The following is a 22344-nucleotide window of genomic DNA, read 5'->3' as shown; positions in this document are numbered from 1 at the left end:
AGGACGATCAAGCCGCGTCAGAAATTGACGCGGATGCCGGCCCCGTAACGGGCATAGCCGGGCGAGGCGAAGGTGACATTCTGGTCGCTGCGCAAATGGCCGCGGCGGCTGGTGCCGGTGAGGTTGATCGCCTCGACGAAGGCGGTGTAGCCCTTCCGGAACTCCCAGCTGGCGCTGGCATCGACCTGGCCATAGGCTTCGACATAGAAGGGGTTGGGCCCGGTGCCCGACAGGAATTCGTCGCGCCAATTATAGGCGACGCGCGCCTGGATGCCGTTCTTGTCGTAGAAGAGGACGGCGTTGGCGCTGTCCGACAGGCCGGTGAGCGCGAACTGGGCGACGCTCGACGGCTGGCTGTTGTCATAGGTCGCGTCGCCGCGGACGATGGTATAGTTGAGGATGGTGCCGAAGCCGGTTTCCCAGAAATTATGCTGGATCGCGAATTCGAAGCCATAGAGATGCGCCGACTGGTCGGAGTTGATCGGCGTCGTCACCTGGAAATTGACGGGATTATCCTCCGGCAGGCCGAGGATCCGGCCGGTATAATTGCCCGTCACCGGATCGAAACTGTCGATTTCGACCGAGGCGGGATAATTGGCGAAGATATAGTTGCGGATGTCGGTGGTGCTGGCATTGGCGCCCAGGGCCGCGACCGCCGCCTGGTAGCGCGGGCCGTCCGCCGGATTGGTGAGGCCGAAGGCTTCGGTATCGACCCGCGTGCTGGAGATGAAGTTGCGCACCCGCTTGTCGAAGAAGCCGACCGACAGGTAGCTGGCCGGGGCGTAATACCATTCGGCCGACAGGTCGATATTCTTCGACTTGTAGGGCAGCAGGCCCGGATTGCCGCGCGATCCGGTGCCGCCGCCGATGCGGAACAGCTGGTCGAGCGTCTGCCCGCCCTGCATCGAGGCATAGTCGGGCCGCGTGATGGTGTGGCTGTAGCTGGCGCGCAGCTTCACATTGTCGATCGGCTCGAAATCGACGTCGAAGGCCGGCAGCCAATTGTCATAGTCGCCGCGGAAGGTGGTGAAGTCGCTTTCGCCGCCGAAGACCAGGTTGAATTCGTTGATCGACACCCACTGGGTCGCGGTCGGGATCGGCACCAGCGCCGATGATTTGATCTTGGTCTTTTCATAGCGCAGGCCGGCGCGGAAATGGGCCGGGCGGTTGGCGACGTCCAATTCGAAATTGCCCTGGATATAGGGCGCGATGGTGCGTTCGCGGATGCGGCGGTCGACGGTGAAGCTGGAGAGGCAGTCGCCATCGCCGCCGCAGATGCCGTTCAGATCATCGAGAAACGCCACCATCTTTTCGAAATTGAAGGTGTAGAATTGCTGGATCATCGCCGGATCGCCGGCGCCCGACAGGCCCTTGAACTTGTCGGGGAGGCTGACGAGCGTGAAGAGGTCGTCGGGCATCTGGTCCTTGGTGGTGGAGCCGCTCCAGGTGTCGTTCTGGATATAGCCATAGGCCGAGCGCACCTTGTTTTCGATATAGGTAACGCCAAAGTCAAGGCTGTCGAGGATGGAATTGTCGAAGTCATAGCTGCCGCGCAGCTGGGCTTCGTTGATGCGATCCTTGAAATAGGCGTTGCGGAAAGCGTTGCCTGTCGCCTGGATATTACCTGCGTCGAGTGGGTCGATGCCGTCATGCATGTCGACCGAGATGACCGGCAGGTCGTTGGTATAATCCACCGTCTGGCTGGCGACGCCGAAGATGGCGGTGCCGACCGAGGTGCTGGTGCCGTAGGGATTGTTCGCGCCGGACTCCGCGGTCGAATGATGTGCGTCCAGCTCCAGCCGCAGGCCGCCCGGGCCGTCCCAGGCGATGTTGCCGCCCAGCGACTTGTTTTCCGAGCGATTTTCGGTCAACGAGCCCGAATAGGACAGGTCCTTGCCTTCATTGACGCCGAAGCGTTCGGTGTAGAAGTTGGGGCCGGCGACGGGGCCGTCGGTCCAGCTGCTCAACACGTCGTTGAAGTTGAACCAGATGCCGACGTTGGAATTGCGCACCTGAACGGTGTTGCGCGAATAGGTATAGTCGATCGTCGCGGTGAGGTTTTCCGCGGGGCGGACCTGGAGCACGACCTGGCCGTTCAGGCGCTCGCGATTGATGTCGTTGAGGTCGTAGCTGGCGTTCTGCTGCACCTGATAGACATCATTGGGGCCGGGCCGGTTTTCGATATTGGCGGCGCGTGGATCGTCGGGCTGCGGCAGCGAGCCCCAATTATTTTCCGATCCCAGATAGCCGTCGCGCCAGCCGACATTGGCCTGGTTCACGCTGGCCTTGCGCTTCTGCCACGACCCGGTGATGGCGATGCCGAACAGGCCGTCGGCAAAGGTGTCGGAAATGATGCCGGACAGTTCGGGCGTGATCGGATCGCTGTTGTTGCGCGAGCTGTCATAGACGCCCTTCACCGCGAAGCTGCCGCGCAGCCCCGGTCGGTCGAGCGGACGGGGCGTCTTGATGTTGATGGTGGAGCCGATGCCGCCGCTGGGCAGCGTGGCGCGGCCGGACTTGTAGACTTCCACCCCGGCGACACCTTCGGACGCCAGATTGGCGAAATCGAAGGAACGAGTCGCGGGCGCGCTGGCGCCGTCGCCCAGGCTGGAGGTCGGCATCTGGCGGCCGTTCAGCAGCACCAGGTTGAATTCGGGGCCGAAGCCGCGGACGGTGACGGTCGAGCCTTCGCCGTTGGAGCGGTCGATCGACACGCCGGTGATGCGCTGGAGCGATTCCGCGAGATTGGTGTCGGGGAATTTGCCGATATCCTCGGCCGAGATGGCGTCGACCACGCCCTGCGCGTCGCGCTTGATGTCGCGCGCGGCGGTAAGGCTGGCGCGGATGCCGGTGACGACGATGTCGGCCGCCTGTTCATCGGCGGCGGCGTCCTGCGCCAGTGCCGCGTGACTGCCGCAGGCCAGCGCGAGCGCCGAAGCGCCGCAGACGAGAGACGACAGCCGATAAGCCTTGGAAATGCGCATATATCCCCTCCCCGTGCCGCGAATCGGCATCTGGTGCGTTTGTTGTGAACGTTCACCTATTTGATAACGTTCACTTGGTCAAGAGGCGCGAGCGGTTTCACACCGGCGCCAGCGCGCAAAATAGGGATGGATCGACGGCAGCGTGCGGCAGCCGCGTCATAAAAGCAGGGCGGACCGACATTGCCAGTCCGCCCTGCGGTCTTCAGTGCTGCGGGACCCTGTCGGAAACAGACGGTCGCGTGCCTTTCGTCAGGCGGGGGCCATGGCGTAGCGCTCGAATTCCTCCTTGTAGCGCTGCGTGATCATCGCCTGTTCCTCGGGACCCGCATCCTTGGCCAGTTCCAGGAACCAGGTGCCTTCCTCGGAATAGACATGATGCGCGACGGCGCCGCGAATATGTTCGAGCTTGTCGAGATAATCCTGGCTCATCGGGTCGAGCCGCTCCAGCAGGCCCATCTCCATCTTGGCGGCGGATTGTTCCTGATAGGCGAGTTCGGCATGGCCGACCTGCTTGTCGGCGGCGAGCGCGGGGTAGATGGCCGCTTCCTCCGCCACCGAATGGCCGGTGAGGATGACGGCGAGGCGCTTTTGCGCCTCGCGCCGCGCTTCCGCCGTGGTGGCGGATTTGACCGCCGCGAACAGCGCCTCGATCTGGCGATGATGATCGAGGATCTGCGAGAGCCAGTCGCCCGGGCGGGCGGCGGCTTCGGCCTTGGCGCGCGCCTTGGCGCGGGCTTCCTCGCTTTCGGGCGGCGTCACCGCCGCAACGACCTTGTCGATGATGGACATGATGTTCCTCCTCGGTTGACGGATCAGGCGTTCATCGCGTCGAGATCGACGCGGCTTTCGCGGTCCCAGAAGCGCAGCGGCGCCAGCGCCGCGACGAAGGCCTTGGCATCGTCCGCGCTCTCCAGCCCCAGGCAGCCATCGTCCAGATCCTCGGCGATGCCAGCCTTGACCAGCAGCGGTTCGGCCTGAGGCGAGAGGCCCAGGAACTTGCAATGGGCAAAGGCGTCGGCGACGAAATCCTTCGACGGCGCGTCCTTGGCCAGCATGGCGGCGCCTTCGTCGGACAGGATCACCGCGACCGCGTCATAAAGGACGGACGGCCCGCCATCGATCTTCTGCTGGGCGGGCAGCATCGTCCCGTCGCTGAGCGTCGCGCCGCCGATCTTGGGCGCGACCACTTCGCACATGGCGCCGGCATCCTCGACCGCGCTCATCAGCGCCTTGACCAGGGTCGCGTCGGCGCCGTCGCTGACCAGCAGCCCCAGCTTGCGACCGGCGAAGCTTTGCGGGCCGTTCTTGAGGATGCTGAGCGCGTCGGACGGCGGCAGGTCGGTCCTGGGCGCGACTGCAGCCTTGGCGGGTTCGGGCAGCGGCAGGCCGAGGCCCTTCGCCACCGTGTCCGCCAGATCGGCATCGATGTGGATGAGGTGCGAGACCATGCGCGAGCGAATGTCGGGCCGTTCGACCTTGGACAGTTCGAACACCAGCGCGTCGCCGATATGCTTCTGCTCGATCGGGGTCTGGCTGATGTAGAATTGCCGCGCCTGGCTATAATGGTCGGCGAAGCTTTCCGGGCGGATGCGCAGCTTGTCGCCGTCGGGCGGAGTCATCACGCTCTTGAAGCCGCGCACCGGATCCTCACGGGGGCCGCCTTGCGCGGGGCCCCAGCTATTGGGTTCGTAATTGGCGCGGCCGGCCGGGTTGTGCATCGCCATATGCCCGTCCTGCTGGAAATGGGCGAAGGGGCAGCGCGGCGCATTGACCGGCAGATGAGTGAAGTTGGGCGAGCCCAAGCGCTTCAACTGCGTGTCGAGATAGGAGAAATTGCGGCCCTGGAGCAGCGGGTCGTTGGTGAAGTCGATGCCCGGCACGATATTCTGCGTGCAGAAGGCGACCTGTTCGGTGGTGGCGAAGAAATTGTCGACCAGCCGGTCGAGCACCAGGCGGCCGACGATCCGCACCGGCACCAGCTCCTCCGGAATGATCTTGGTCGCGTCGAGCACGTCGAAGTCGAAGGAGTCGGCGAATTCCTGATCGAAGATCTGGACGCCCAGTTCCCATTCGGGGAAATCGCCGGATTCGATCGCGGTCCACAGGTCGCGGCGGTGGAAGTCGGGATCGGCGCCGTTGATCTTGACCGCTTCGTTCCAGACCACCGACTGGAGGCCGAGCTTGGGCTTCCAATGGAATTTGACGAAGGAGGATTTGCCTTCGGCGTCGACCAGGCGGAAAGTGTGGACGCCAAAACCCTCCATCATGCGGAAGGAGCGCGGGATCGTCCGGTCGGACATGATCCACATCACCATGTGCATGCTTTCGGGACTGAGGCTGATGAAGTCCCAGAAATTGTCATGCGCGGTCTGCGCCTGGGGGAAGCCGCGATCGGGCTCGGGCTTGGCGGCGTGGATGAGGTCGGGGAACTTGATCGCGTCCTGAATGAAGAAGACCGGGATATTGTTGCCGACCAGGTCCCAATTGCCTTCCTTGGTGTAGAGCTTGACGGCGAAGCCGCGCACGTCGCGCGCCACGTCGGACGAGCCCTTCGACCCGGCGACGGTCGAGAAGCGCACGAAGGCTTCGGTCTTTTCGCCCACGCGCTGGAAGATGTCGGCGCGGGTGATGTCGGCAAGGCTTTCGGTCAGTTCGAAATAGCCATGGGCGCCATAGCCGCGGGCATGGACGACGCGCTCGGGAATGCGCTCATGATCGAAATGGAAGATCTTCTCGCGGAAATGGAAATCCTCCAGCAGTGTCGGGCCGCGCGCGCCCTGCTTCAGGCTGTTCTGGTCATCGGCGACCGGCACGCCCTGCGAGGTGGTGAGGACGGCGCCGTCTTCCTGCGCAACCTGGTGCGTTTCGCCGCCCTTGCCCTGGTTTTCCTGGAAGCTGTCCGACAGTTCTGGCTTGGCATCCTTCCCGTTGGCGCCGGTCGGGGATGCGTTGCTGCCTGTGTGCGTGGCCATATACCCTGTCTCCTGTCCATTTGGATCGACTACGGGGCCACGAACCACCGGACGCGGTCGAGGTTTCCGACAAAAACGCCCGGACTGATGGAAATCAGCAAGATTGTTGGCGACGCGCGACGAACGCGGCGGCGCCGGCCGATCAGAAGGCGGCGATGCCGGTGATGGCGCGGCCCAGGATCAGCGCGTGGACGTCATGCGCGCCTTCATAGGTGTTGACCGTTTCCAGGTTCATCATGTGGCGCATCACCTGGTAGTCCTCGGATATGCCGTTGCCACCATGCATGTCGCGGGCGAGCCGGGCAATGTCGAGCGCCTTGCCGACATTGTTGCGCTTGATCATGGACACCATGTCAGGGTGGAAGCGGCCTTCGTCCAGCAGCCGCCCGACGCGCAGCGCGCCCTGCAGGCCAAAGGCGATGTCGCACATCATGTCGGCGAGCTTCTTCTGATAGAGCTGGGTGGCGGCGAGCGGACGGCCGAACTGACGGCGATCCAGGCCATATTGGCGAGCGGCATGGAGGCAGAATTCCGCCGCGCCCATCGCGCCCCAGGCGATGCCGTAGCGCGCCCGGTTGAGGCAGCCAAATGGCCCCTTCAACCCCTCCGCGCCCGGCAGCAGGGCATCGGCCCTCACCCGGACATCGTCCATCAGGATCATGCCCGTGGTGGATGCGCGCAGCGACAGCTTGCCCTCGATCCGGGGAGTCGAGAGGCCCTCAGCCCCCCGTTCCAGCACAAAGCCGCGTATCTTGCCGCCATGCTCTTCAGATTTGGCCCAGATGATGAAGATGTCGGCGAAGGGCGCGTTGCTGATCCAGGTCTTGGAGCCGCTCACTATATAGCCATCGCCATCGCGCCGCGCGACCGTGCGCATGCCCGACGGGTCGGAGCCGGCGTCCGCTTCGGTGAGGCCGAAGCAGCCGATCAGCGTGCCGGCGGTGAGGCCGGGCAGATAGCGGCCCTTCTGCGCGGGCGAGCCATAGGCGTGGATCGGATGAATGACGAGGCTGGACTGAACCGACGCCATGGAGCGATAGCCGGAATCGACGCGCTCGATTTCCCGCGCGATCAGGCCATAAGCCACATAGCTGGCGCCAGCGCCGCCATGGGTTGCGGGCAGGGTGACGCCGAGCAGCCCGGCGCGGCCCATGGCGGGAAACAGGTCGGGCGCGTCGCGCTCCTCGCGAAAGGCCTCGATCACCCGGGGCTGCAATTGGCTCTGCGCGAAGGCACGGGCGGAATCACGGATCATCCGCTCCTCCTCGCTCAGCTGGCTGTCGAGGTCGAACGGGTCGTCCCAGGCGAAATGAGTCATGCATCGTCTCCTTGGCGCAGGGATGGATTATTTGCGTCCGCGCGACAATGGCGGCGATCGCGGATCGGCAGCGGCGCGGGATGGCCGCGGGGCGAAGGAAGCCAAATGCCGGCTGGGACGTTCTGTCCGCCATGCTGGTCTTTCTCGATTTCGAAGCCTCCTCGCTCGGCAAGCGGAGCTATCCGATCGAGGTGGGCTGGGTGTTCGAGGATGGACGCAGCGAAGCGCATCTGATACGCCCGGCGCCCGAGTGGACCGACTGGGACGCCCAGGCCGAGGCGGTCCACCATATTCCGCGCGACCTGCTGCTGCGCGAGGGCACGCCCCATGATGGGGTCGCGCAGCGCATGGTCGAGGCGCTGGAGGGCCATGACCTGCTGGCGAGCGCGCCGTCCTGGGACGGCAAATGGCTGAGCGCGCTGCTGCGGGCGGCGGGGCTGCCGCGCCACAGTCTGCGGCTGCGCGACAGCGACGAGGCGATGCGCGCCTGCGCAGAGCAAATCCTGGCGCCGGTGGTGCCCGCCGACACGCTGGCGCAGACGGTGTCGGAGATGCCGGTGCTGACCGAGATCCGCGTGGCGGGGCAGCCGCCCGCGCACCGCGCCCTTGCCGATGCGCAGGAGGAGCGGGCACGCTGGCTGAAGGTAGGCGATGCCGCCCGCCACCTGGCCGAGAGGACGGCGCTGGCCTACCGATAGCAGGTGCGGCTGAGGCTGATAGCATGGCGCGCTGCGCCGGCGGCGCTCACCGCTTGATATTGATGATCGAGGCCTGGGTATATTCCTTGAGCCCGTCCGCCCCGAGTTCGGCGCCGATGCCCGAGGATTTTGCGCCGCGAAACGGGATGGTGGGATTGAGCGCGAGATGCTGGTTCACCCAGACAGTGCCGCTCTGGATCCGCGCCGCGGCGGCCGTCGCGCGCTCTTCGTCCGCGCTCCAGATCGAACCGCCCAATCCATAGTCGCTGGCGTTGGCGCGCGCGATGACATCGTCCAGATCGCGATATTTGAGCACGGGGAGGACGGGGCCGAACTGTTCCTCGCGCACGATCGCCGCATCGTCGTCGACGTCGCGCACGATGGTCGGCGACAGGAAATAGCCGGGCCGGTCGATCACATCGCCGCCGGCCACGACTTGTCCTTCCTCGGCGCAGCTTTTGAGCAACGCCTTGAGCTTGTCGAACTGGGCGCGATTCTGGATCGGGCCGATCTGCGCGCCCTGACGCGCGCCATCGTCCACGATCGCCGCGCGCGCCAGCTTGGCCAGTTCGTCGCAGAAAATCTCGTACATGGCTTCGGGCACATAGGCGCGCTTGATCGCGACGCAGACCTGGCCGGCATTGGCCATCGCGCCATGGAAAATGCGCCGCGCGGTGTCGACCGGGTCGGCATCGTCCAGGACGATCGCCGCGTCATTGCCGCCCAGCTCCAGCGTCACGCGCTTGAGCGTCGCGGCGGCCGCCTGCATCACCTTCTTCCCCGTCTCAGTCGATCCGGTGAAGGAAATCTTCGCGATATCGGGATGGCTGGTCATTGCCGGGCCGAGATCATTGTCGTCGCACAGGATGTTGACGACCCCGGGCGGCAATATGTCGGCGCACAGGGCGCCGAACAGCAGGCTGGTGAGCGGGGTGGTGGGCGCCGGCTTCGCCACGACCGTATTGCCCGCCATGAGCGCCGGGCCCAGCTTGTTCATGAGCAGCATCAGCGGGAAATTCCACGGCGTGATCGCGCCCACCACGCCCAGCGGCTTGCGCAGTTCGACAATCTTGCCCTTTTCATCGTCCTTGAGCAGCACGGGCTCCAGGCGCATCGCGGCAAAGGCGCGCAGGGTGAAGGCCGCGCCCATCACTTCCATGCCGGCCTGGTCGAGCGGCTTGCCCTGTTCGCGGGTCAGCAGCTGGCTGAATTCGCCGGCGCGCGCCTGCAGGGCGTCGGCCAGCGCGGTGACCAGGGCAGCGCGTTCGTCGATCGGACGAGCGGACCAGGCCGGGAAGGCGGCCCGGGCGGCGGCGACCGCTTCGTCCAGCAGGGCTTCGTCCGCCAGCGGGCAGGCGGCGAAGGCGTCGCCGGTCGCGGGGTTGATGACATCCATGGTGCGCACGCCGTCGCGCAGCGCGCCGTTGATCAGCAATTTGGGGTCAGACATGGGAAGCTCCGGTAGCAGGATCAGGCGAAGGTGATGACCGAGCGGGCGATATTTCCACACTTCATCTCGGCGAACGCCTCCTCGATCTGGTGAAGGCCGATGCGGCGGGAAATCAGCTCGTCCAGCCGCAGCCTGCCGGCCATGTAGAAGTCGACCAGGCGGGGAATGTCGACCGGGAAGCGGTTCGACCCCATGTTGGAGCCCTTGAGCGATTTTTCGGCGAGAAATTCATAGCCGTTGAGGCTGACCTTCTGCCCGACCGGGATCATGCCGACGATGGTGGCGGTGCCGCCCCGCCGCAGCATGGTGAAGGCGTCTTCGGCGGTCTTCGCCAGGCCGATCGCCTCAATCGCATGATCCACCCCGCCGCGCGTCATTTCGATGATCCGCGCGACCGCCTGGCCATCGGAGGCGTCGATGAAGTCGGTCGCGCCGAAGCGCCGCGCCAGATCCTCCTTCTCTGCGATCCGGTCGATGGCGATGATCCGGCCGGCGCCCGCCAGCGCGGCCGCGTTGATGGCGCACAGGCCGATGCCGCCGCAGCCGATCACCGCGACGGTTTCGCCGGGGCGGACCTGCGCGGTGTAGGTGATCGCGCCATAGCCAGTGATGACGGCGCAGCCCAGCAGCGCGGCGCGGTCGAGCGGCATGTCCGGCCGGATGCGTACGCAGGCATTTTCGTGGATCAGCATCTGTTCGGCGAAGGCGGAGAGATGCAGGAACTGCGTCATGGGCGCGGCCGAGTCGCCCAGGCGCGGCTCGTCCGTCTTGGCGCGCTGCGTCTCCGGGCTGACGCAGCGGCTGATATGCCCCGACACGCAATGGTCGCAATGGCCGCAAAAGGCGGAGAGGCACGTGACGACATGGTCGCCCGGCTGAACCGAGCGCACTTCGCTGCCGACCGCTTCGACGACGCCCGCGCTTTCATGGCCGAGGATGGTGGGCAGGCGCGTGGGATAGCTGCCTTCGTAGAAATGCAGATCGGAATGGCAGACGCCGGTGGCCGCGGTGCGGATCAGCACTTCGCGCGGGCCGGGTTTGGAAATGGCCACGTCCTCGATCGACAGCGGGCTTCCCACGGAACGCAAGATGGCGGCCTTCACGTCTCTCTCCTATCGCTATGGCGGCAGATTACTAAAATCGGCACGCTTTCCAACATCAAAAAGCAAGCCGCAGAAAATTAAATTCGAAATGTGCGTATGTTTTTGGCTTGCAAGTGCCGCCGATCCTGCGCATCAATGGCGATGCGCGATCCGTCGCGCCCAGAAGATGATGGAGAAGGTGCCCGGTGGATTTCGAACTGAGCGAACGGCAGCGCCATTTTCGCGACCGCGTCCGCGATTTCATCGAATCGGAGATACGGCCCCGCGCCGGCGACTATGCGGATCAGGCGCATGGCGCGGATCGCTGGCGGCCGGTGCCGGTGATCGAGGAATTGAAGCCGCGCGCGCGGGCCGCGGGCCTGTGGAACCTGTTCATGCCGCCGCGGTCGGGCCGCAGCCATGTGGACGACAGCTTCACCTTCGAAGGCGAGCAGCTGACCAACCTCGAATATGCGCTGTGCGCCGAAGAAATGGGGCGGGTGAACTGGGCGAGCGAGGTCTTCAACTGCTCGGCGCCCGACACCGGCAATATGGAAGTGCTGCTGCGCTATGGCACGCGGGAGCAGAAGGACCGCTGGCTCGCCCCGCTGATGCAGGGGGAGATTCGCTCCGCCTTCCTGATGACCGAGCCGGCGGTGGCGTCGTCCGACGCGACCAACATCGAATGTTCGATCCTGCGCGATGGCGACGACTATGTGATCAACGGCCGCAAATGGTGGTCGTCGGGCACGGGCGATCCGCGCTGCAAGGTCGCCATCGTCATGGGCAAGTCCGATCCGCACGGGTCGCGCCACGGCAGCCAGAGCATGATCCTGATGCCGATGGATGCACCGGGCGTGCGGATCGAGCGGATGCTGACCGTCTATGGCTATGACCATGCGCCCCATGGCCATGGCGAAATCCTGCTGGACAATGTGCGCGTGCCCGCCGCCAACATGCTGCTGGGGGAAGGGCGCGGTTTCGAGATCGCGCAGGGGCGCCTGGGGCCGGGCCGCATCCATCATTGCATGCGGACCATCGGCGTCGCCGAGGAAGCGCTTGCCGCCATGGCCGCCAGGCTGACCAGCCGGGTCGCCTTCGGCAAGCGCATCGCCGACCATAGCGTGTGGGAGCAGCGCATCGCGCGCGCGCGCATCGACATAGAGATGAGCCGCCTGCTGTGCCTGAAGGCCGCCGACATGATGGACCGCGCGGGCAACAAGGCGGCGCAGCTGGAAATCGCGATGATCAAGGTGCAGGCGCCGGCGATGGCGCTGCAGATACTGGACGACGCCATCCAGGCGCATGGCGGCGGCGGCGTGTCGCAGGATTTCTTCCTGGCCCATGCCTGGGCGGGGCTGCGCACGCTGCGCTTCGCCGATGGGCCGGACGAGGTGCATGCCCGCGCCATCGCTCGGGCCGAATTCGGCAAATATGCCGCGCCGGCGCCGCGCGCCTGACGGGCGGCCGCCAAGGATCGACAAGGAAGAGGAAGAGATATGAGCCGGGAAGCCGTCATCGTTTCAACCGCGCGCACGCCGATCGGCCGCGCCAATCGCGGGGCGTTCAACAATTGCGAGCCCGCCATGCTGGCCGCTCATGTCATGGCCGCCGCCGTGGAGCGCGCGGGGATCGATCCCGCCCGCATCGACGATGTCTTCTATGGCACCGGCAACCAATATGGGCAGCAATTCTTCAATATCGGCCGCCTGGCCGTCTTTGCCGGCAAGCTGCCGCAGTCGCTGGCCGGCTTCACGCTGGACCGCAAATGCGCGTCCGGGCTGACCACCGTGGCGTTGGCCGCGCGATCCATCATGGCGAACGACACCGATGTCGCGCTGGCGGGCGGGGGCGAATCCATTTCGATGACGATGAAGCCGGGGCTGGTGAAGCCCGACTGGCGATCGCAGGCCGTGCTCGACAATGAACCCGACGCCTATATGGCGATGATCGAGACGGCCGAGATCGTCGCCGAGCGCTATGGCGTGTCGCGCGAGGCGCAGGATCGCTTCGCCGCCGAAAGCCAGCGCCGCGCTGCCGCGGGCATCGCCGCCGGCCGGTTCGACGCGGAGATCGTGCCGCTGACCGCGGAGAAAATCCTGTGGAACAAGGACGGGACCGAGGCGGGGCGGGAGACGGTGACGCTGGCGCAGGACGAGGGGGTCCGCGCCGACACCAGCTATGAAGGCCTGTCCGCGCTGAAGCCGGTCTGGAAGGACGGGCTGACGATCAAGGAGGGGCGCAACGTGACCGCCGGTAACGCCAGCCAGCTGTCCGACGGCGCGTCCGCGCAGATCGTGATGGACCGCGCCATCGCCGAGGCGGAAGGCCGCCCGATCCTGGGCGTGTTCCGCGGGTTTCAGGTCGCGGGATGCCGCCCCGACGAAATGGGCATCGGCCCGGTCTTCGCCATTCCCAAGCTGCTCGATCGCGCGGGGCTGAAGGTCGAAGATATCGGCCTGTGGGAAATCAACGAGGCTTTTGCCAGCCAGGCGCTGTACTGCCGCGACACGCTGGGCATCGACCCGGAAAAGCTGAACGTCAATGGCGGCGCGATCGCCATCGGCCATCCTTTCGGCATGACCGGCAGCCGCCTGGTCGGCCATGCCCTGATCGAGGGGCGCCGCCGGGGCGTGCGCCATATCGTCGTGTCGATGTGCGTCGCGGGCGGCATGGGCGCGGCCGGCCTGTTCGAAATCATCTGACCCTGCACCAATGGGGGAAATCATCATGGACCTGAGTTTCACGCAAGAGGATGAGGCGTTTCGCGCGGAGGTGCGCGCCTTCCTTCAGGACAAGCTGCCCGCCCGCCTGTCGGACAAGGTGCGCAAGGGCCAGCGCCTGACCAAGGCGGACATGGAGGAATGGCACGCCATCCTCAACGCGCGCGGTTGGCTGGCCAATCACTGGCCGGTCGAATGGGGCGGCACGGGCTGGAGCGTGATGCAGCGCTTCATCTTCGAAACCGAGGTCGCGCTGGCCCATGCGCCGCGGATCGTGCCGTTCGGCCTGTCGATGCTGGCGCCGGTGCTGATCAAATATGGGTCGGAAGCGCAGAAGAAACATTGGCTGCCCCGCATCCTCGACGGGACCGACTGGTGGTGCCAGGGCTATTCGGAGCCGGGCGCCGGGTCCGATCTTGCCGCGCTCAAGACCAGCGCGGTGCGCGAGGGCGATCATTATGTCGTGAACGGTCAGAAGACCTGGACCACGCTGGGCCAATATGCCGACATGATCTTCTGCCTGGTGCGCACCGACAATAAGGGCAAGAAGCAGGAAGGCATTTCCTTCCTGCTGATCGACATGAAGACGCCCGGCATCGAGGTGCGGCCGATCAAGCTGCTCGACGGCGATTATGAGGTGAACGAGGTCTTCTTCACCGATGTGCGCGTGCCGGTCGAAAATCTGGTCGGGGAGGAGAATAAGGGGTGGACCTACGCCAAATATCTGCTGACCTATGAACGGACCAACATCGCCGGCGTGGGTGCATCCATGGCGGCGTTCGAACGGCTGAAGCAGGTGGCGGCGACACAGCGGCGAAACGGCCGCCCCCTGGCGCAGGACCCGCAGTTCGCGGCGCGTCTCGCCCGGCTGGAAATCGACCTGGAAAATATGAAGACGACCAATTTGCGCGTCCTGGCCGCAGCGGGGGCCGGGCATGCGCCGACGGCGGAAAGCTCGATGCTCAAGATCCGGGGGACCGAGATCCGCCAGCAGATTTCCGACCTGATGCGCCGCGCCGCGGGTGTCCATGCCCAGCCTTTCGTGACCGAGGCGCTGGAGGAAGGGTTCAACGGCCCCGCCGTCGGTCCCGATTTCGCCGCGCCCGCCGCATCCCATTATTTCAACTATCGCAAGCTTTCGATCTTCGGCGGCTCCAACGAGGTGCAGCGCGAGATCATCAGCAAGGCCATATTGGAGCTTTGAGCCATGGATTTTTCGCTGGGCGAGGACCGGCAGATGCTGGTCGATACTTTGGGCCGGTTCCTGGCCGGCAATTTTGACTGGAAGACTCGCGAGACGGTGATCGAAACGGCCGAGGGCTGGTCGCGGCCGGTCTGGGCCCAGCTGGCCGAGCTGGGCGTGATCGGCGCACTGTTCGACGAGGCGAGCGGCGGTTTCGGCGGATCGGCCTTCGACATCGGCGTCGTGTTTGCCGAGGTCGGCAAGGCGCTGGCGGTGGGGCCGTTCCTGGGCACGCTGCTGGCCGGCCGCGCGCTCGCCGCGACGGGCGAGACGGCGCTGCTGGAGCAGGCGATCGCCGGGGAAGTGATCCTGTCCGCCGCGCTGGACAGCGACGCCGCGCAGGGCGTCGCGGACGGGGAAGGCTGGGCACTGACGGGAACGCAGCCCGTCGTGCCCTTCGCAGCGAGCGCCGACCGCATCGTCGTCGCCGCGCGGACAGGGGAGGGGCCTTCCCTGTTTCTGATCGAGAAGGGTGCGCCGGGGATCGAGATACGCGATTATCCGCTGATCGACGGCGGCGCGGCCGGCGAGCTGATGCTGGATGGCGCGGCCGCGACGCTGCTGGGGCAAGCGGGCGAAGCGAGCGCCATCATCGAGGAAGCGGTCGCCGCGGGTCTGGTCGCGCTCTGCTGGGAAGCGGTGGCGATCATGGATGCGCTCAAGGTCCAGACGCTGGAATATCTGCGCACCCGCAAGCAGTTCGGCATCGCCATCGGCAAGTTCCAGGCGCTGCAGCATCGCATGGCGACGCTGGCGCTGGAAATCGAACAGGCGCGATCGTCCGCGATCAACGCGGCCGACCGCTTCGCCAAGGGGCGGCTGGAACGGGAGAAGGCGGTGTCGGCCGCCAAGTTCACCGTCGGCCGCGTCGGTTCCCTGGCCGCCGAAGAGGCGATCCAGATGCATGGCGGCATCGGCATGACCTGGGAATTGCCGCTGTCCCATTATGCCAAGCGGCTGGTGATGATCGGCCATCAGCTGGGCGACGAGGACATGCATCTCGAACGGTTCATCGCGCTGGGCCAGGACGCATTGGCAACGGCGTCCTGACGCTGCCGATGCGGCAGGGATGAAGCAAGACGCCCCCCTCTCGCTTGCGGGAGGGGGGCGCTTCGTATTGCCGGCGGTTCAGAGAGGCGGCAGGGGCGCGGCGGGTCAATAGCCCGACAGGCGGGCGAGACGGTCGGCGTGGAAATCGCTGTCGCCATAAAGTTCGGCCAGCACGCGCTGCCGCTTCATGTAGAAGCCGATATCATATTCGTCGGTCATGCCGATGCCGCCATGCATCTGCACCCCCTCCTGCACCGCGAGCAGGCTGGCGAAGCCGACCATGCCCTTGGCGACCGTCGCGGCGCGATCCGCCGCGTCTGCGCCCTGGTCGAGCAGCTGCTGCGCCTTGAGCACCGCCGCGCGGGCGACCTCCAGCTCGCAATAGAGATGGGCGGCGCGGTGCTGCAGCGCCTGGAAGCTGCCGATCGCCTGGCCGAACTGCTTGCGGTCGCGCAGATAGGCCATCGTCATGTCGGTGGCGCCATTGGCGAGCCCCAGCATTTCCGACGCCGCGCCGGTCCGCAGCACGGTGAGCAGCGCGTCTAGCGGGCAGCGGCCGCCATCGACCTCTCCGATCACCGCGTCGCCATCGATCGCAACATCGGCAAAGTCGAGCTGGGCGGCGAGGCTGGCGTCGGCCAAGCGGCGCGGCGACGCGGTTGCGGCGTCGCCCGGCACGGCGAAGAGGGTGATGCCGTCCGCATCGTCGGGCGCGCCGCTCGTGCGCGCAGCGACGATCAGCAGATCGGCGACATGGCCGAAGGGCACGAAGCGCTTCGTGCCGCTGAGGCGGAAGCCGTTGCCGGATCGCTCCGCCCGCAGGCCGATATGGCGGGGCCGATGGCGCGCGGCTTCGTCGATCGCGATGGCGGCGATGCTCTCCCCCGCCAGGATCGCGGGCAGATGGCGGCGCCGCAGCGGCTCGCTCGCGCCCTTGAGCGCGGTCACCGCGCCCACGGCGGTCGAAAGGAAGGGCGAGGGCGTGAGGTTGCGGCCGATTTCCTCAAGCACGATCCCGGCTTCGACATGGCCCAGGCCCAGGCCGCCATCGGCCTCATCGGCGACGATGCCGGTAAAGCCCATTTCGGCGAAACGCCGCCACAGATCGGGGACATAGCCCCTTTCGTCATCCGCGTCGCGCAGCGCCCGCCGGTGCGCCACCGGGGCGGTGTCGGCGAGGAACGGGCGCGCGGTGTCGGCGAGCATCACCTGCTCGTCGGTGAGGAACATGGGCATGGGTCAGGCTCCGGGCAGCGTGAGAATGCGCTTGGCGATAATGTTGAGCTGGATTTCGGACGTGCCGCCCTCGATCGAATTGGCCTTGGTGCGCAGCCAGGCGCGCGCGGCGGCGCCCTGACGCGATTCTTCGCTGTCCCACTCGAGCGCCGTCGATCCCCCCGCCGCCATGGCGAGTTCATAGCGCTGCTTGTTCAGCTCCGTGCCGGTATATTTCATCATCGAGGGCTGGGCGGGATGCGCCTTGCCGGCCTTGAGCTCGTCGAGGAACCGCTCCGACATCGCGCGGAACGCTTCGGCCCGCAGGTCGAACTGGGCGATGCGTGCGCGCAGGATCGGGTCGGCCAGCCGGCCGTCGGCCTCCGCGCCCAGATTGGCGAGCGCGATTCTGGACAGGGAAATGGCGCCGCCCTGCGTGCCCATGCCCGAAATCATCTCGCGCTCATGGCCGAGCAGATATTTGGCGACGTCCCAGCCACGGTTGATCTCGCCCACCAGCTGGTCCTTGGGCACCTTCACATTGTCGAAGAAGGTTTCGCAAAAGGGCGAATAGCCCGAGATCAGCAGGATCGGCCGGGTCGATACGCCTGGCGACTCCATGTCGAACAGCAGGAAGGATATGCCGCGATGCTTGTTCGTCGGATCGGTCCGGACGAGGCAGAAGATCCAGTCGGCCTGATCGGCATAGCTGGTCCACACCTTCTGCCCGTTGACCAGGAAATGATCGCCCATGTCCTCCGCGCGAGTGGCAAGGCTGGCAAGGTCCGATCCCGCATTGGGTTCGGAATAGCCCTGGCACCAGCGTATCTCGCCACGCGCGATCCGCGGCAGATGCTCCAGCTTCTGTTCTTCCGTGCCATAGCGCAGCAGCGCGGGGCCCAGCATCGAGATGCCGAAGCTGTGCAGCGGCGTGCGGCAGCCAAGATCGGCCATTTCCTGGCGCACGATCTTGGCCTGGCCGGGCGACAGTCCGCCCCCGCCATAGCGTGCCGGCCAGTCGGGCACGGTCCAGCCCCGCGCGCCCATGATGTCGAGCCAATGCTTTTGCGCGGCGCTGCTGAACCGGGCCTTGCGCCCGCCCCAGCAGACATCCTTGTCGGACCGCACCGGCTCGCGCATTTCGGGCGGGCAATTGGCTTCCAGCCAGGCGCGGGTTTCGGCGCGGAACGCGGCCTGATCCTCGCTCATGCCGCCGCCTTTCCGGCGCGCGCCATCAGCTCGATCTCATGACCCTCCGGGCCGAGCAAGAAGGCGACCCGGCCGCCACCATAGTCGAACGGCCCCTGGTCCAGCGTTGCGCCATGAGCAATCGCCTGCGCCAGCGACGTGTCGAAATCGCGCGTGATGAAGCCGATCGGGCCATGGAGCGACCCGCTCTGCAAGGCGCGGCCGTCGCGCCACTGAAACAGGACCAGCGTGAAGCCGCCGCCCGGCGCGGTCAGCATGATCTCGCGAAAGGTTGGTCCTTCGACCTGATTGGTGCGCTCCATGGCGAAGGCGCCGGTGAAGAAAGCCTCGGCCCGCTCGACATCGGCAGTGACGATCTTGAAGAAGGCGAGCGTGTCGCGCGCGCGGGTGGCCGCCTCAGCCATTGAAGCGGCCTCCCTGCGCGGCCTTGTCCTGGAGCAGGGTCGACAGGCGGACATCGGTCAGCTGATCGGCATGGGCCTGGAGACCAGCGACGATCACGTCCAGGCCGACCTGGTCCGCCCAGAAGGTCGGACCGCCCGTCCAGGCTGGCCAGCCATAGCCGTTCAGCCAGACGATATCGATGTCCGAGGGGCGCTGGGCGATGCCTTCCTCCAGGATCAGCGCGGCTTCATTGACCATGGGGTAGAAGAGCCGCTCGCGTATCTCCTGATCGCTGATCATGCGCTGTTCCTTGCCCGACTTTGCGGCGAAATCGGCGATGATCGCATCCACTTCGGGCGATGGCGTGCGATTGCGCTTCTCGTCATAGTCGTAGAAGCCCTTGCCGGTTTTCTGGCCGCGCCGCCCGCGCTCGCACAAGACTTCGCGGATCGTCGCGCTGGAGGATTTTTCCGGGTCCCAGCCCAGATCAAGCCCGGCGAGATCGCCCATCTGGAAGGGCCCCATGGGAAAACCGAAGTCGAGCACGACCTGATCCACCTGCGCCGGCCGTGCGCCTTCCATCAGCAGCGCATTGGCCTCGCGCGTGCGGGCGGCCAGGATGCGGTTGCCGATGAAGCCGTGGCAGACCCCCGACACCACGGCGACCTTGCCGATGCGCCGGGCGAGCGCCATGGCGGTAGCCATGACCTGCGGCGATGTCCTGGCGCCGCGAACGACCTCCAGCAGCCGCATGACATTGGCGGGCGAGAAGAAATGCAGGCCCACGACCCATTCGGGGCGAGAGGTCGCCGCCGCAATCTCGTCCACATCGAGATAGCTGGTATTGGTGGCGAGGATCGCGCCCGGCTTGCAGATGGCGTCAAGCTTGCCGAACACGTCCTTCTTGATGTCCATGAGTTCGAACACTGCCTCGATCACCAGGTCGCAATCGGCAAATTCGCCATAGTCGAGCGAGGTCGACAGCAAGCCCATGGCCCGATCCACCTGCTCCGGCTTGATCCGTCCCTTGGCCGCGGTGGCGTCGTAATTTTTGCGAATGATGCCCACGCCGCGGTCAAGCGCCGCCTGCTCGCGCTCGACCATGACGACGGGAATGCCGGCAGACAGGAAATTCATGGCGATGCCGCCGCCCATCGTGCCCGCGCCGATGATGCCGACCTTGGCGACCGGCAGGGGCTGCGTGCCTTCGGGAAGTCCGTCGATCCGGGCGGCGGCGCGCTCGGCGAAGAAGACATGGCGCAGCGCCTTCGACTGGTCGCCTTGGACCAGCGATGTGAAGAGGCTGCGCTCCTTTGCGACACCCTCGGCAAAGGGCAGGGTGGTGGCAGCCTCCACCGCGGCGATGCACGCCTGCGGCGCATCCTGCCCCTTGATCCGCCGCGCATTGGCGGTGCGATAGGCGTCGAAGAAGCCGTCCGGCGTCCCCGCCAGCTTGTCGGTCCGCGCGCTCGACACGGGATGGTCGTCGCCGATGACGGAGCGCGCAAAGGCGATGGCATCCTGGTCGAGCGCGGCGTCATCCACCAGTCGGTCGACAAGGCCGATCTGCTGCGCTTTCGCGGCGGAGATGGGGGCGCCGGTCACGATCATCGGCAGCGCTTCGGCGACGCCGACGACGCGCGGCAGACGCTGCGTGCCGCCCGCACCGGGGAGCAGGCCAAGCTTTACTTCGGGCAGGCCCAGCTTGGCCGAAGCCGCCGCGATGCGATAATGGCAGCCAAGCGCAACCTCCAGCCCACCGCCGAGCGCGGTGCCATGGATCGCGGCGACCACTGGCTTGCCGCATTGTTCGATGGCGTCGATGACGGCGGGAAGGCTGGGCTCCATAGGAGGCTTGCCGAATTCGGTGATGTCCGCTCCGGCGAAGAAGGTGCGCCCGGCCGCGCGGATGACGACGGCGCGAATGTCGTCATCGGCCGAAGCCTGCGCCATCGCATCGGCCAGGCCGGCGCGCACCTGCGCCGACAGGGCGTTCACGGGCGGATTGTCCGCCGTGACGACCAGAATGTCGCCGTCGCGCTTCGTGCTGATCACGCTCATCACCTCTCCCCATATGCATCGATCGTTTTGCCCGTCGCGGCGGCAGGCCGCCCGACTCTGAATGTGCATACCATATCTTCGGAAATAAGGTGGCAGATCAAGATATTTCTTATTTTCCGAGTTGAAGAACGCAGAAATTGCGCATAGCCTCCGCTGGAACTGCCTACGGGAAAACAAACCTTAAGTAGGAATATGCGAGATGGATGCTGATAGTCCGACCAGCGCGACGCTGGCTGAACCCGGGGTGCAGACATGGCCCGCTCTGTCCCTGGCCGACGCGGTGGAGCGTTTGTGCGCGCCGGGATCGCTGTTCGAGCTGGAGGAGGTGACGGTGCGGGGCGTGCGAATGCGCACGTGGAAGAACCAGCCGCCCAGCCTGGCTGCGTTGGCGCGCCATGCGCGCGCCTCCTTCGCCGACAATGAGTTCATCGTCTATGAAGGCGACCGGGTCAGCTATGAAGGCTGGTTCCGCGCCGTGGCCGCGCTGGCGCGTCGGTTGCAGCAGCAGGGCGTGGGAAAGGGCGATCGCGTCGCCATCGCGATGCGCAACCTGCCCGAATGGCCGGTCGCCTTCTTCGCCGTCACCAGCATCGGCGCGATCGCCGTGCCGCTCAACGCCTGGTGGCAGGCGGAGGAGCTGCGCTACGGGCTCGACAATGCGGGCGCGCGGCTGCTGATCTGCGATGGCGAGCGCTATCAACGTATCGCGCCGCTGCGCGATGCGCTGCCCGATCTTGCCGCCATCTGGGTGGCGCGAGCGAAGGCGCCGCTCGTGGGGGCCGAAGCGCTGGAGGCGCTGATCGGGGCGCCCGGCGGCTATGCCGACCTGCCGGACCAGGACCTGCCGGCAATGGAGATCGAGCCCGATGACGAGGCGACGCTCTTCTACACCAGCGGCACCACGGGCGCGCCCAAGGGCGCGCTCGGCACCCATCGCAGCGCGCTGACAGGCAGCCTCGCCAACGCGTTCAGCGCGCACCGAACCTGCCTGCGCCGGGGCGAAGAGCCGCCGCCGTCGCGCCCGCGCATCGCGCTGACGGTGATCCCGCTCTTCCACGTCACCGCCTGCAACGCTTCGCTGATGAGCACGATGATGACCGGCAGCAAGCTGGTGATGATGCGCAAATGGGACGCGGTCGAGGCGATGGCGCTGATCGAGCGGGAGAAAGTCACGGTGACGGGCGGCGTGCCCACCATCGCCTGGCAGCTGATCGAGCATCCCGATCGCTCCAAATATGACCTCTCCTCTCTCGAATCGGTCGCCTATGGCGGCGCGCCGGCCGCTCCCGAACTGGTGCGGCTGATCGAGAGCGACATGCGTGTCTCGCCCAGCAGCGGCTGGGGCATGACCGAGACGTCGGCGACCGTCACGACCCATGCGGGGGAGGATTATGTCCATCGTCCCGACAGTTGCGGCCCCGCGCTGCCGGTGTCGGACATCCGCATCATGGCGCTGGACGGCGCGCGCGAGATGCCGGTCGGCGAAGTGGGCGAACTATGGGCGTTCGGGCCCCAGGTGGTGAAGGGCTATTGGCGCAATCCCGAAGCGACCGCCGCGACCTTCTTCGATGGATGGGTGCGCACGGGCGATCTGGCGCGGGTGGATGCGGAAGGATTTTGCTACATCGTCGATCGCGCCAAGGATATCGTCATCCGGGGCGGCGAGAATATCTATAGTATCGAGGTCGAAAACTGCCTCTACGCCCATCCGGCGGTGACGGACGCGGCGCTCATCGGCCTGCCGCACCGCACCTTGGGAGAGATTCCCGCCGCGATCGTCCATCTGGCGCCGGGCCAGGAGGCCAGCGAAGCAGTGTTGCAGGCATGGGTGCGCGCGCGGCTGGCGCCGTTCAAGGTGCCCGAGCGGATTCATGTCTGCCCGACGCCCCTGCCGCGCAACGCCAATGGCAAGATCATCAAGGTCGAGCTGCGCGCCTTCTTCGACGGCTAGGCCG

Annotated in this window: 16 protein-coding genes; 6 read left to right on the top strand and 10 right to left on the bottom strand. The window is 66.1% G+C overall.

Going from position 1 to position 22344, the window contains the following annotated elements; all coding sequences use genetic code 11:
- Window positions 1–17 precede the first annotated feature (17 nt).
- The 4 genes from ACGGKE_RS16005 to ACGGKE_RS15990 all read right to left on the bottom strand — a co-directional run bounded on the left by ACGGKE_RS16005 (window position 18) and on the right by ACGGKE_RS15990 (window position 7274).
- Window positions 18–2984 carry a TonB-dependent receptor gene (locus ACGGKE_RS16005; RefSeq protein ID WP_394443000.1) on the bottom strand — a complete coding sequence of 989 codons (2967 nt, stop codon included), beginning with the start codon at window positions 2982–2984 and terminating at the stop codon, window positions 18–20.
- A gap of 249 nt (window positions 2985–3233) precedes the next feature.
- Window positions 3234–3773, bottom strand: a complete 540-nt coding sequence (locus ACGGKE_RS16000; protein WP_394442998.1) for a hemerythrin domain-containing protein — start codon at window positions 3771–3773, stop codon at window positions 3234–3236.
- Window positions 3774–3796: 23 nt separating this feature from the next.
- The gene (locus ACGGKE_RS15995) at window positions 3797–5956 is read right to left on the bottom strand and encodes a catalase (RefSeq protein WP_394442995.1); all 2160 of its coding nucleotides are present in this window, start codon (window positions 5954–5956) and stop codon (window positions 3797–3799) included.
- 142 nt (window positions 5957–6098) lie between these two features.
- A complete protein-coding gene (locus ACGGKE_RS15990) occupies window positions 6099–7274 on the bottom strand; it encodes an acyl-CoA dehydrogenase (protein WP_394442994.1) in 1176 nt (391 codons plus the stop codon).
- Between the two features lie 131 nt (window positions 7275–7405).
- Here ACGGKE_RS15990 and ACGGKE_RS15985 point away from each other — a divergent pair, with 131 nt between their 5' ends.
- On the top strand, window positions 7406–7972 hold the full coding sequence (locus ACGGKE_RS15985) for a transcriptional regulator (RefSeq protein ID WP_394442992.1): 567 nt from the start codon (window positions 7406–7408) through the stop codon (window positions 7970–7972).
- Between the two features lie 46 nt (window positions 7973–8018).
- Here the strand turns inward: ACGGKE_RS15985 and ACGGKE_RS15980 are convergent, their stop codons facing one another.
- Together ACGGKE_RS15980 and ACGGKE_RS15975 are read right to left on the bottom strand one after the other, a co-directional pair.
- Window positions 8019–9422 (bottom strand): aldehyde dehydrogenase family protein, encoded by a 1404-nt coding sequence (locus tag ACGGKE_RS15980; protein ID WP_394442990.1) that lies wholly within the window; start codon window positions 9420–9422, stop codon window positions 8019–8021.
- A 20-nt stretch (window positions 9423–9442) separates the two neighbouring features.
- Window positions 9443–10525: a Zn-dependent alcohol dehydrogenase gene (locus ACGGKE_RS15975; protein WP_394442988.1), complete on the bottom strand. Its 1083-nt coding sequence runs from the start codon at window positions 10523–10525 to the stop codon at window positions 9443–9445.
- Window positions 10526–10710: 185 nt separating this feature from the next.
- On the opposite strand from ACGGKE_RS15975, the gene ACGGKE_RS15970 reads away from it, so the two are divergent.
- From ACGGKE_RS15970 to ACGGKE_RS15955, 4 genes are read left to right on the top strand one after another with little or no spacing between them, the layout of a single operon-like run.
- Entirely contained in the window at window positions 10711–11964 is a 1254-nt protein-coding gene (locus ACGGKE_RS15970; protein ID WP_228165339.1) for an acyl-CoA dehydrogenase family protein, read from the top strand.
- 39 nt (window positions 11965–12003) lie between these two features.
- Window positions 12004–13209, top strand: a complete 1206-nt coding sequence (locus ACGGKE_RS15965) for an acetyl-CoA C-acyltransferase (RefSeq protein WP_394442985.1) — start codon at window positions 12004–12006, stop codon at window positions 13207–13209.
- A gap of 25 nt (window positions 13210–13234) precedes the next feature.
- The gene (locus ACGGKE_RS15960; protein WP_394442983.1) at window positions 13235–14431 is read left to right on the top strand and encodes an acyl-CoA dehydrogenase family protein; all 1197 of its coding nucleotides are present in this window, start codon (window positions 13235–13237) and stop codon (window positions 14429–14431) included.
- A 3-nt stretch (window positions 14432–14434) separates the two neighbouring features.
- On the top strand, window positions 14435–15520 hold the full coding sequence (locus ACGGKE_RS15955; protein ID WP_394442981.1) for an acyl-CoA dehydrogenase family protein: 1086 nt from the start codon (window positions 14435–14437) through the stop codon (window positions 15518–15520).
- 105 nt (window positions 15521–15625) lie between these two features.
- On the opposite strand, the gene ACGGKE_RS15950 is transcribed toward ACGGKE_RS15955, so the two are convergent.
- Genes ACGGKE_RS15950 through ACGGKE_RS15935 form a run of 4 tightly spaced genes read right to left on the bottom strand, consistent with a single transcriptional unit; the run spans window position 15626 to window position 20389 of the window.
- A complete protein-coding gene (locus tag ACGGKE_RS15950; RefSeq protein WP_394442979.1) occupies window positions 15626–16756 on the bottom strand; it encodes an acyl-CoA dehydrogenase family protein in 1131 nt (376 codons plus the stop codon).
- 3 nt (window positions 16757–16759) lie between these two features.
- A complete protein-coding gene (locus ACGGKE_RS15945; RefSeq protein ID WP_394442977.1) occupies window positions 16760–17944 on the bottom strand; it encodes an acyl-CoA dehydrogenase family protein in 1185 nt (394 codons plus the stop codon).
- The gene (locus ACGGKE_RS15940; RefSeq protein WP_394442975.1) at window positions 17941–18348 is read right to left on the bottom strand and encodes a VOC family protein; all 408 of its coding nucleotides are present in this window, start codon (window positions 18346–18348) and stop codon (window positions 17941–17943) included. Before ACGGKE_RS15940 ends, ACGGKE_RS15945 begins: the two co-directional genes overlap by 4 nt.
- Complete coding sequence (locus tag ACGGKE_RS15935; protein WP_394442973.1) at window positions 18341–20389, bottom strand: 3-hydroxyacyl-CoA dehydrogenase NAD-binding domain-containing protein; 2049 nt, start codon at window positions 20387–20389, stop codon at window positions 18341–18343. Before ACGGKE_RS15935 ends, ACGGKE_RS15940 begins: the two co-directional genes overlap by 8 nt.
- A gap of 199 nt (window positions 20390–20588) precedes the next feature.
- On the opposite strand from ACGGKE_RS15935, the gene ACGGKE_RS15930 reads away from it, so the two are divergent.
- Window positions 20589–22340: a class I adenylate-forming enzyme family protein gene (locus ACGGKE_RS15930; RefSeq protein WP_394442971.1), complete on the top strand. Its 1752-nt coding sequence runs from the start codon at window positions 20589–20591 to the stop codon at window positions 22338–22340.
- Window positions 22341–22344 lie beyond the last annotated feature (4 nt).

Source organism: Sphingobium naphthae (genome assembly GCF_043589935.1).
In the GTDB taxonomy this organism is placed as follows: Bacteria; Pseudomonadota; Alphaproteobacteria; order Sphingomonadales; family Sphingomonadaceae; genus Sphingobium; species Sphingobium naphthae_A.
This window is presented reverse-complemented; position numbering and strand designations above follow the sequence as displayed.

What these genes read in the sequence shown, in the direction of transcription:
- ACGGKE_RS16005 (WP_394443000.1), bottom strand. Translation starts at nt 2,984, where the DNA reads ATGCGCATTTCCAAGGCTTATCGGCTGTCGTCTCTCGTCTGCGGCGCT.
- ACGGKE_RS16000 (WP_394442998.1), bottom strand. Translation starts at nt 3,773, where the DNA reads ATGTCCATCATCGACAAGGTCGTTGCGGCGGTGACGCCGCCCGAAAGC.
- ACGGKE_RS15995 (WP_394442995.1), bottom strand. Translation starts at nt 5,956, where the DNA reads ATGGCCACGCACACAGGCAGCAACGCATCCCCGACCGGCGCCAACGGG.
- ACGGKE_RS15990 (WP_394442994.1), bottom strand. Translation starts at nt 7,274, where the DNA reads ATGACTCATTTCGCCTGGGACGACCCGTTCGACCTCGACAGCCAGCTG.
- ACGGKE_RS15985 (WP_394442992.1), top strand. Translation starts at nt 7,406, where the DNA reads ATGCTGGTCTTTCTCGATTTCGAAGCCTCCTCGCTCGGCAAGCGGAGC.
- ACGGKE_RS15980 (WP_394442990.1), bottom strand. Translation starts at nt 9,422, where the DNA reads ATGTCTGACCCCAAATTGCTGATCAACGGCGCGCTGCGCGACGGCGTG.
- ACGGKE_RS15965 (WP_394442985.1), top strand. Translation starts at nt 12,004, where the DNA reads ATGAGCCGGGAAGCCGTCATCGTTTCAACCGCGCGCACGCCGATCGGC.
- ACGGKE_RS15960 (WP_394442983.1), top strand. Translation starts at nt 13,235, where the DNA reads ATGGACCTGAGTTTCACGCAAGAGGATGAGGCGTTTCGCGCGGAGGTG.
- ACGGKE_RS15955 (WP_394442981.1), top strand. Translation starts at nt 14,435, where the DNA reads ATGGATTTTTCGCTGGGCGAGGACCGGCAGATGCTGGTCGATACTTTG.
- ACGGKE_RS15950 (WP_394442979.1), bottom strand. Translation starts at nt 16,756, where the DNA reads ATGCCCATGTTCCTCACCGACGAGCAGGTGATGCTCGCCGACACCGCG.
- ACGGKE_RS15945 (WP_394442977.1), bottom strand. Translation starts at nt 17,944, where the DNA reads ATGAGCGAGGATCAGGCCGCGTTCCGCGCCGAAACCCGCGCCTGGCTG.
- ACGGKE_RS15940 (WP_394442975.1), bottom strand. Translation starts at nt 18,348, where the DNA reads ATGGCTGAGGCGGCCACCCGCGCGCGCGACACGCTCGCCTTCTTCAAG.
- ACGGKE_RS15935 (WP_394442973.1), bottom strand. Translation starts at nt 20,389, where the DNA reads ATGAGCGTGATCAGCACGAAGCGCGACGGCGACATTCTGGTCGTCACG.
- ACGGKE_RS15930 (WP_394442971.1), top strand. Translation starts at nt 20,589, where the DNA reads ATGGATGCTGATAGTCCGACCAGCGCGACGCTGGCTGAACCCGGGGTG.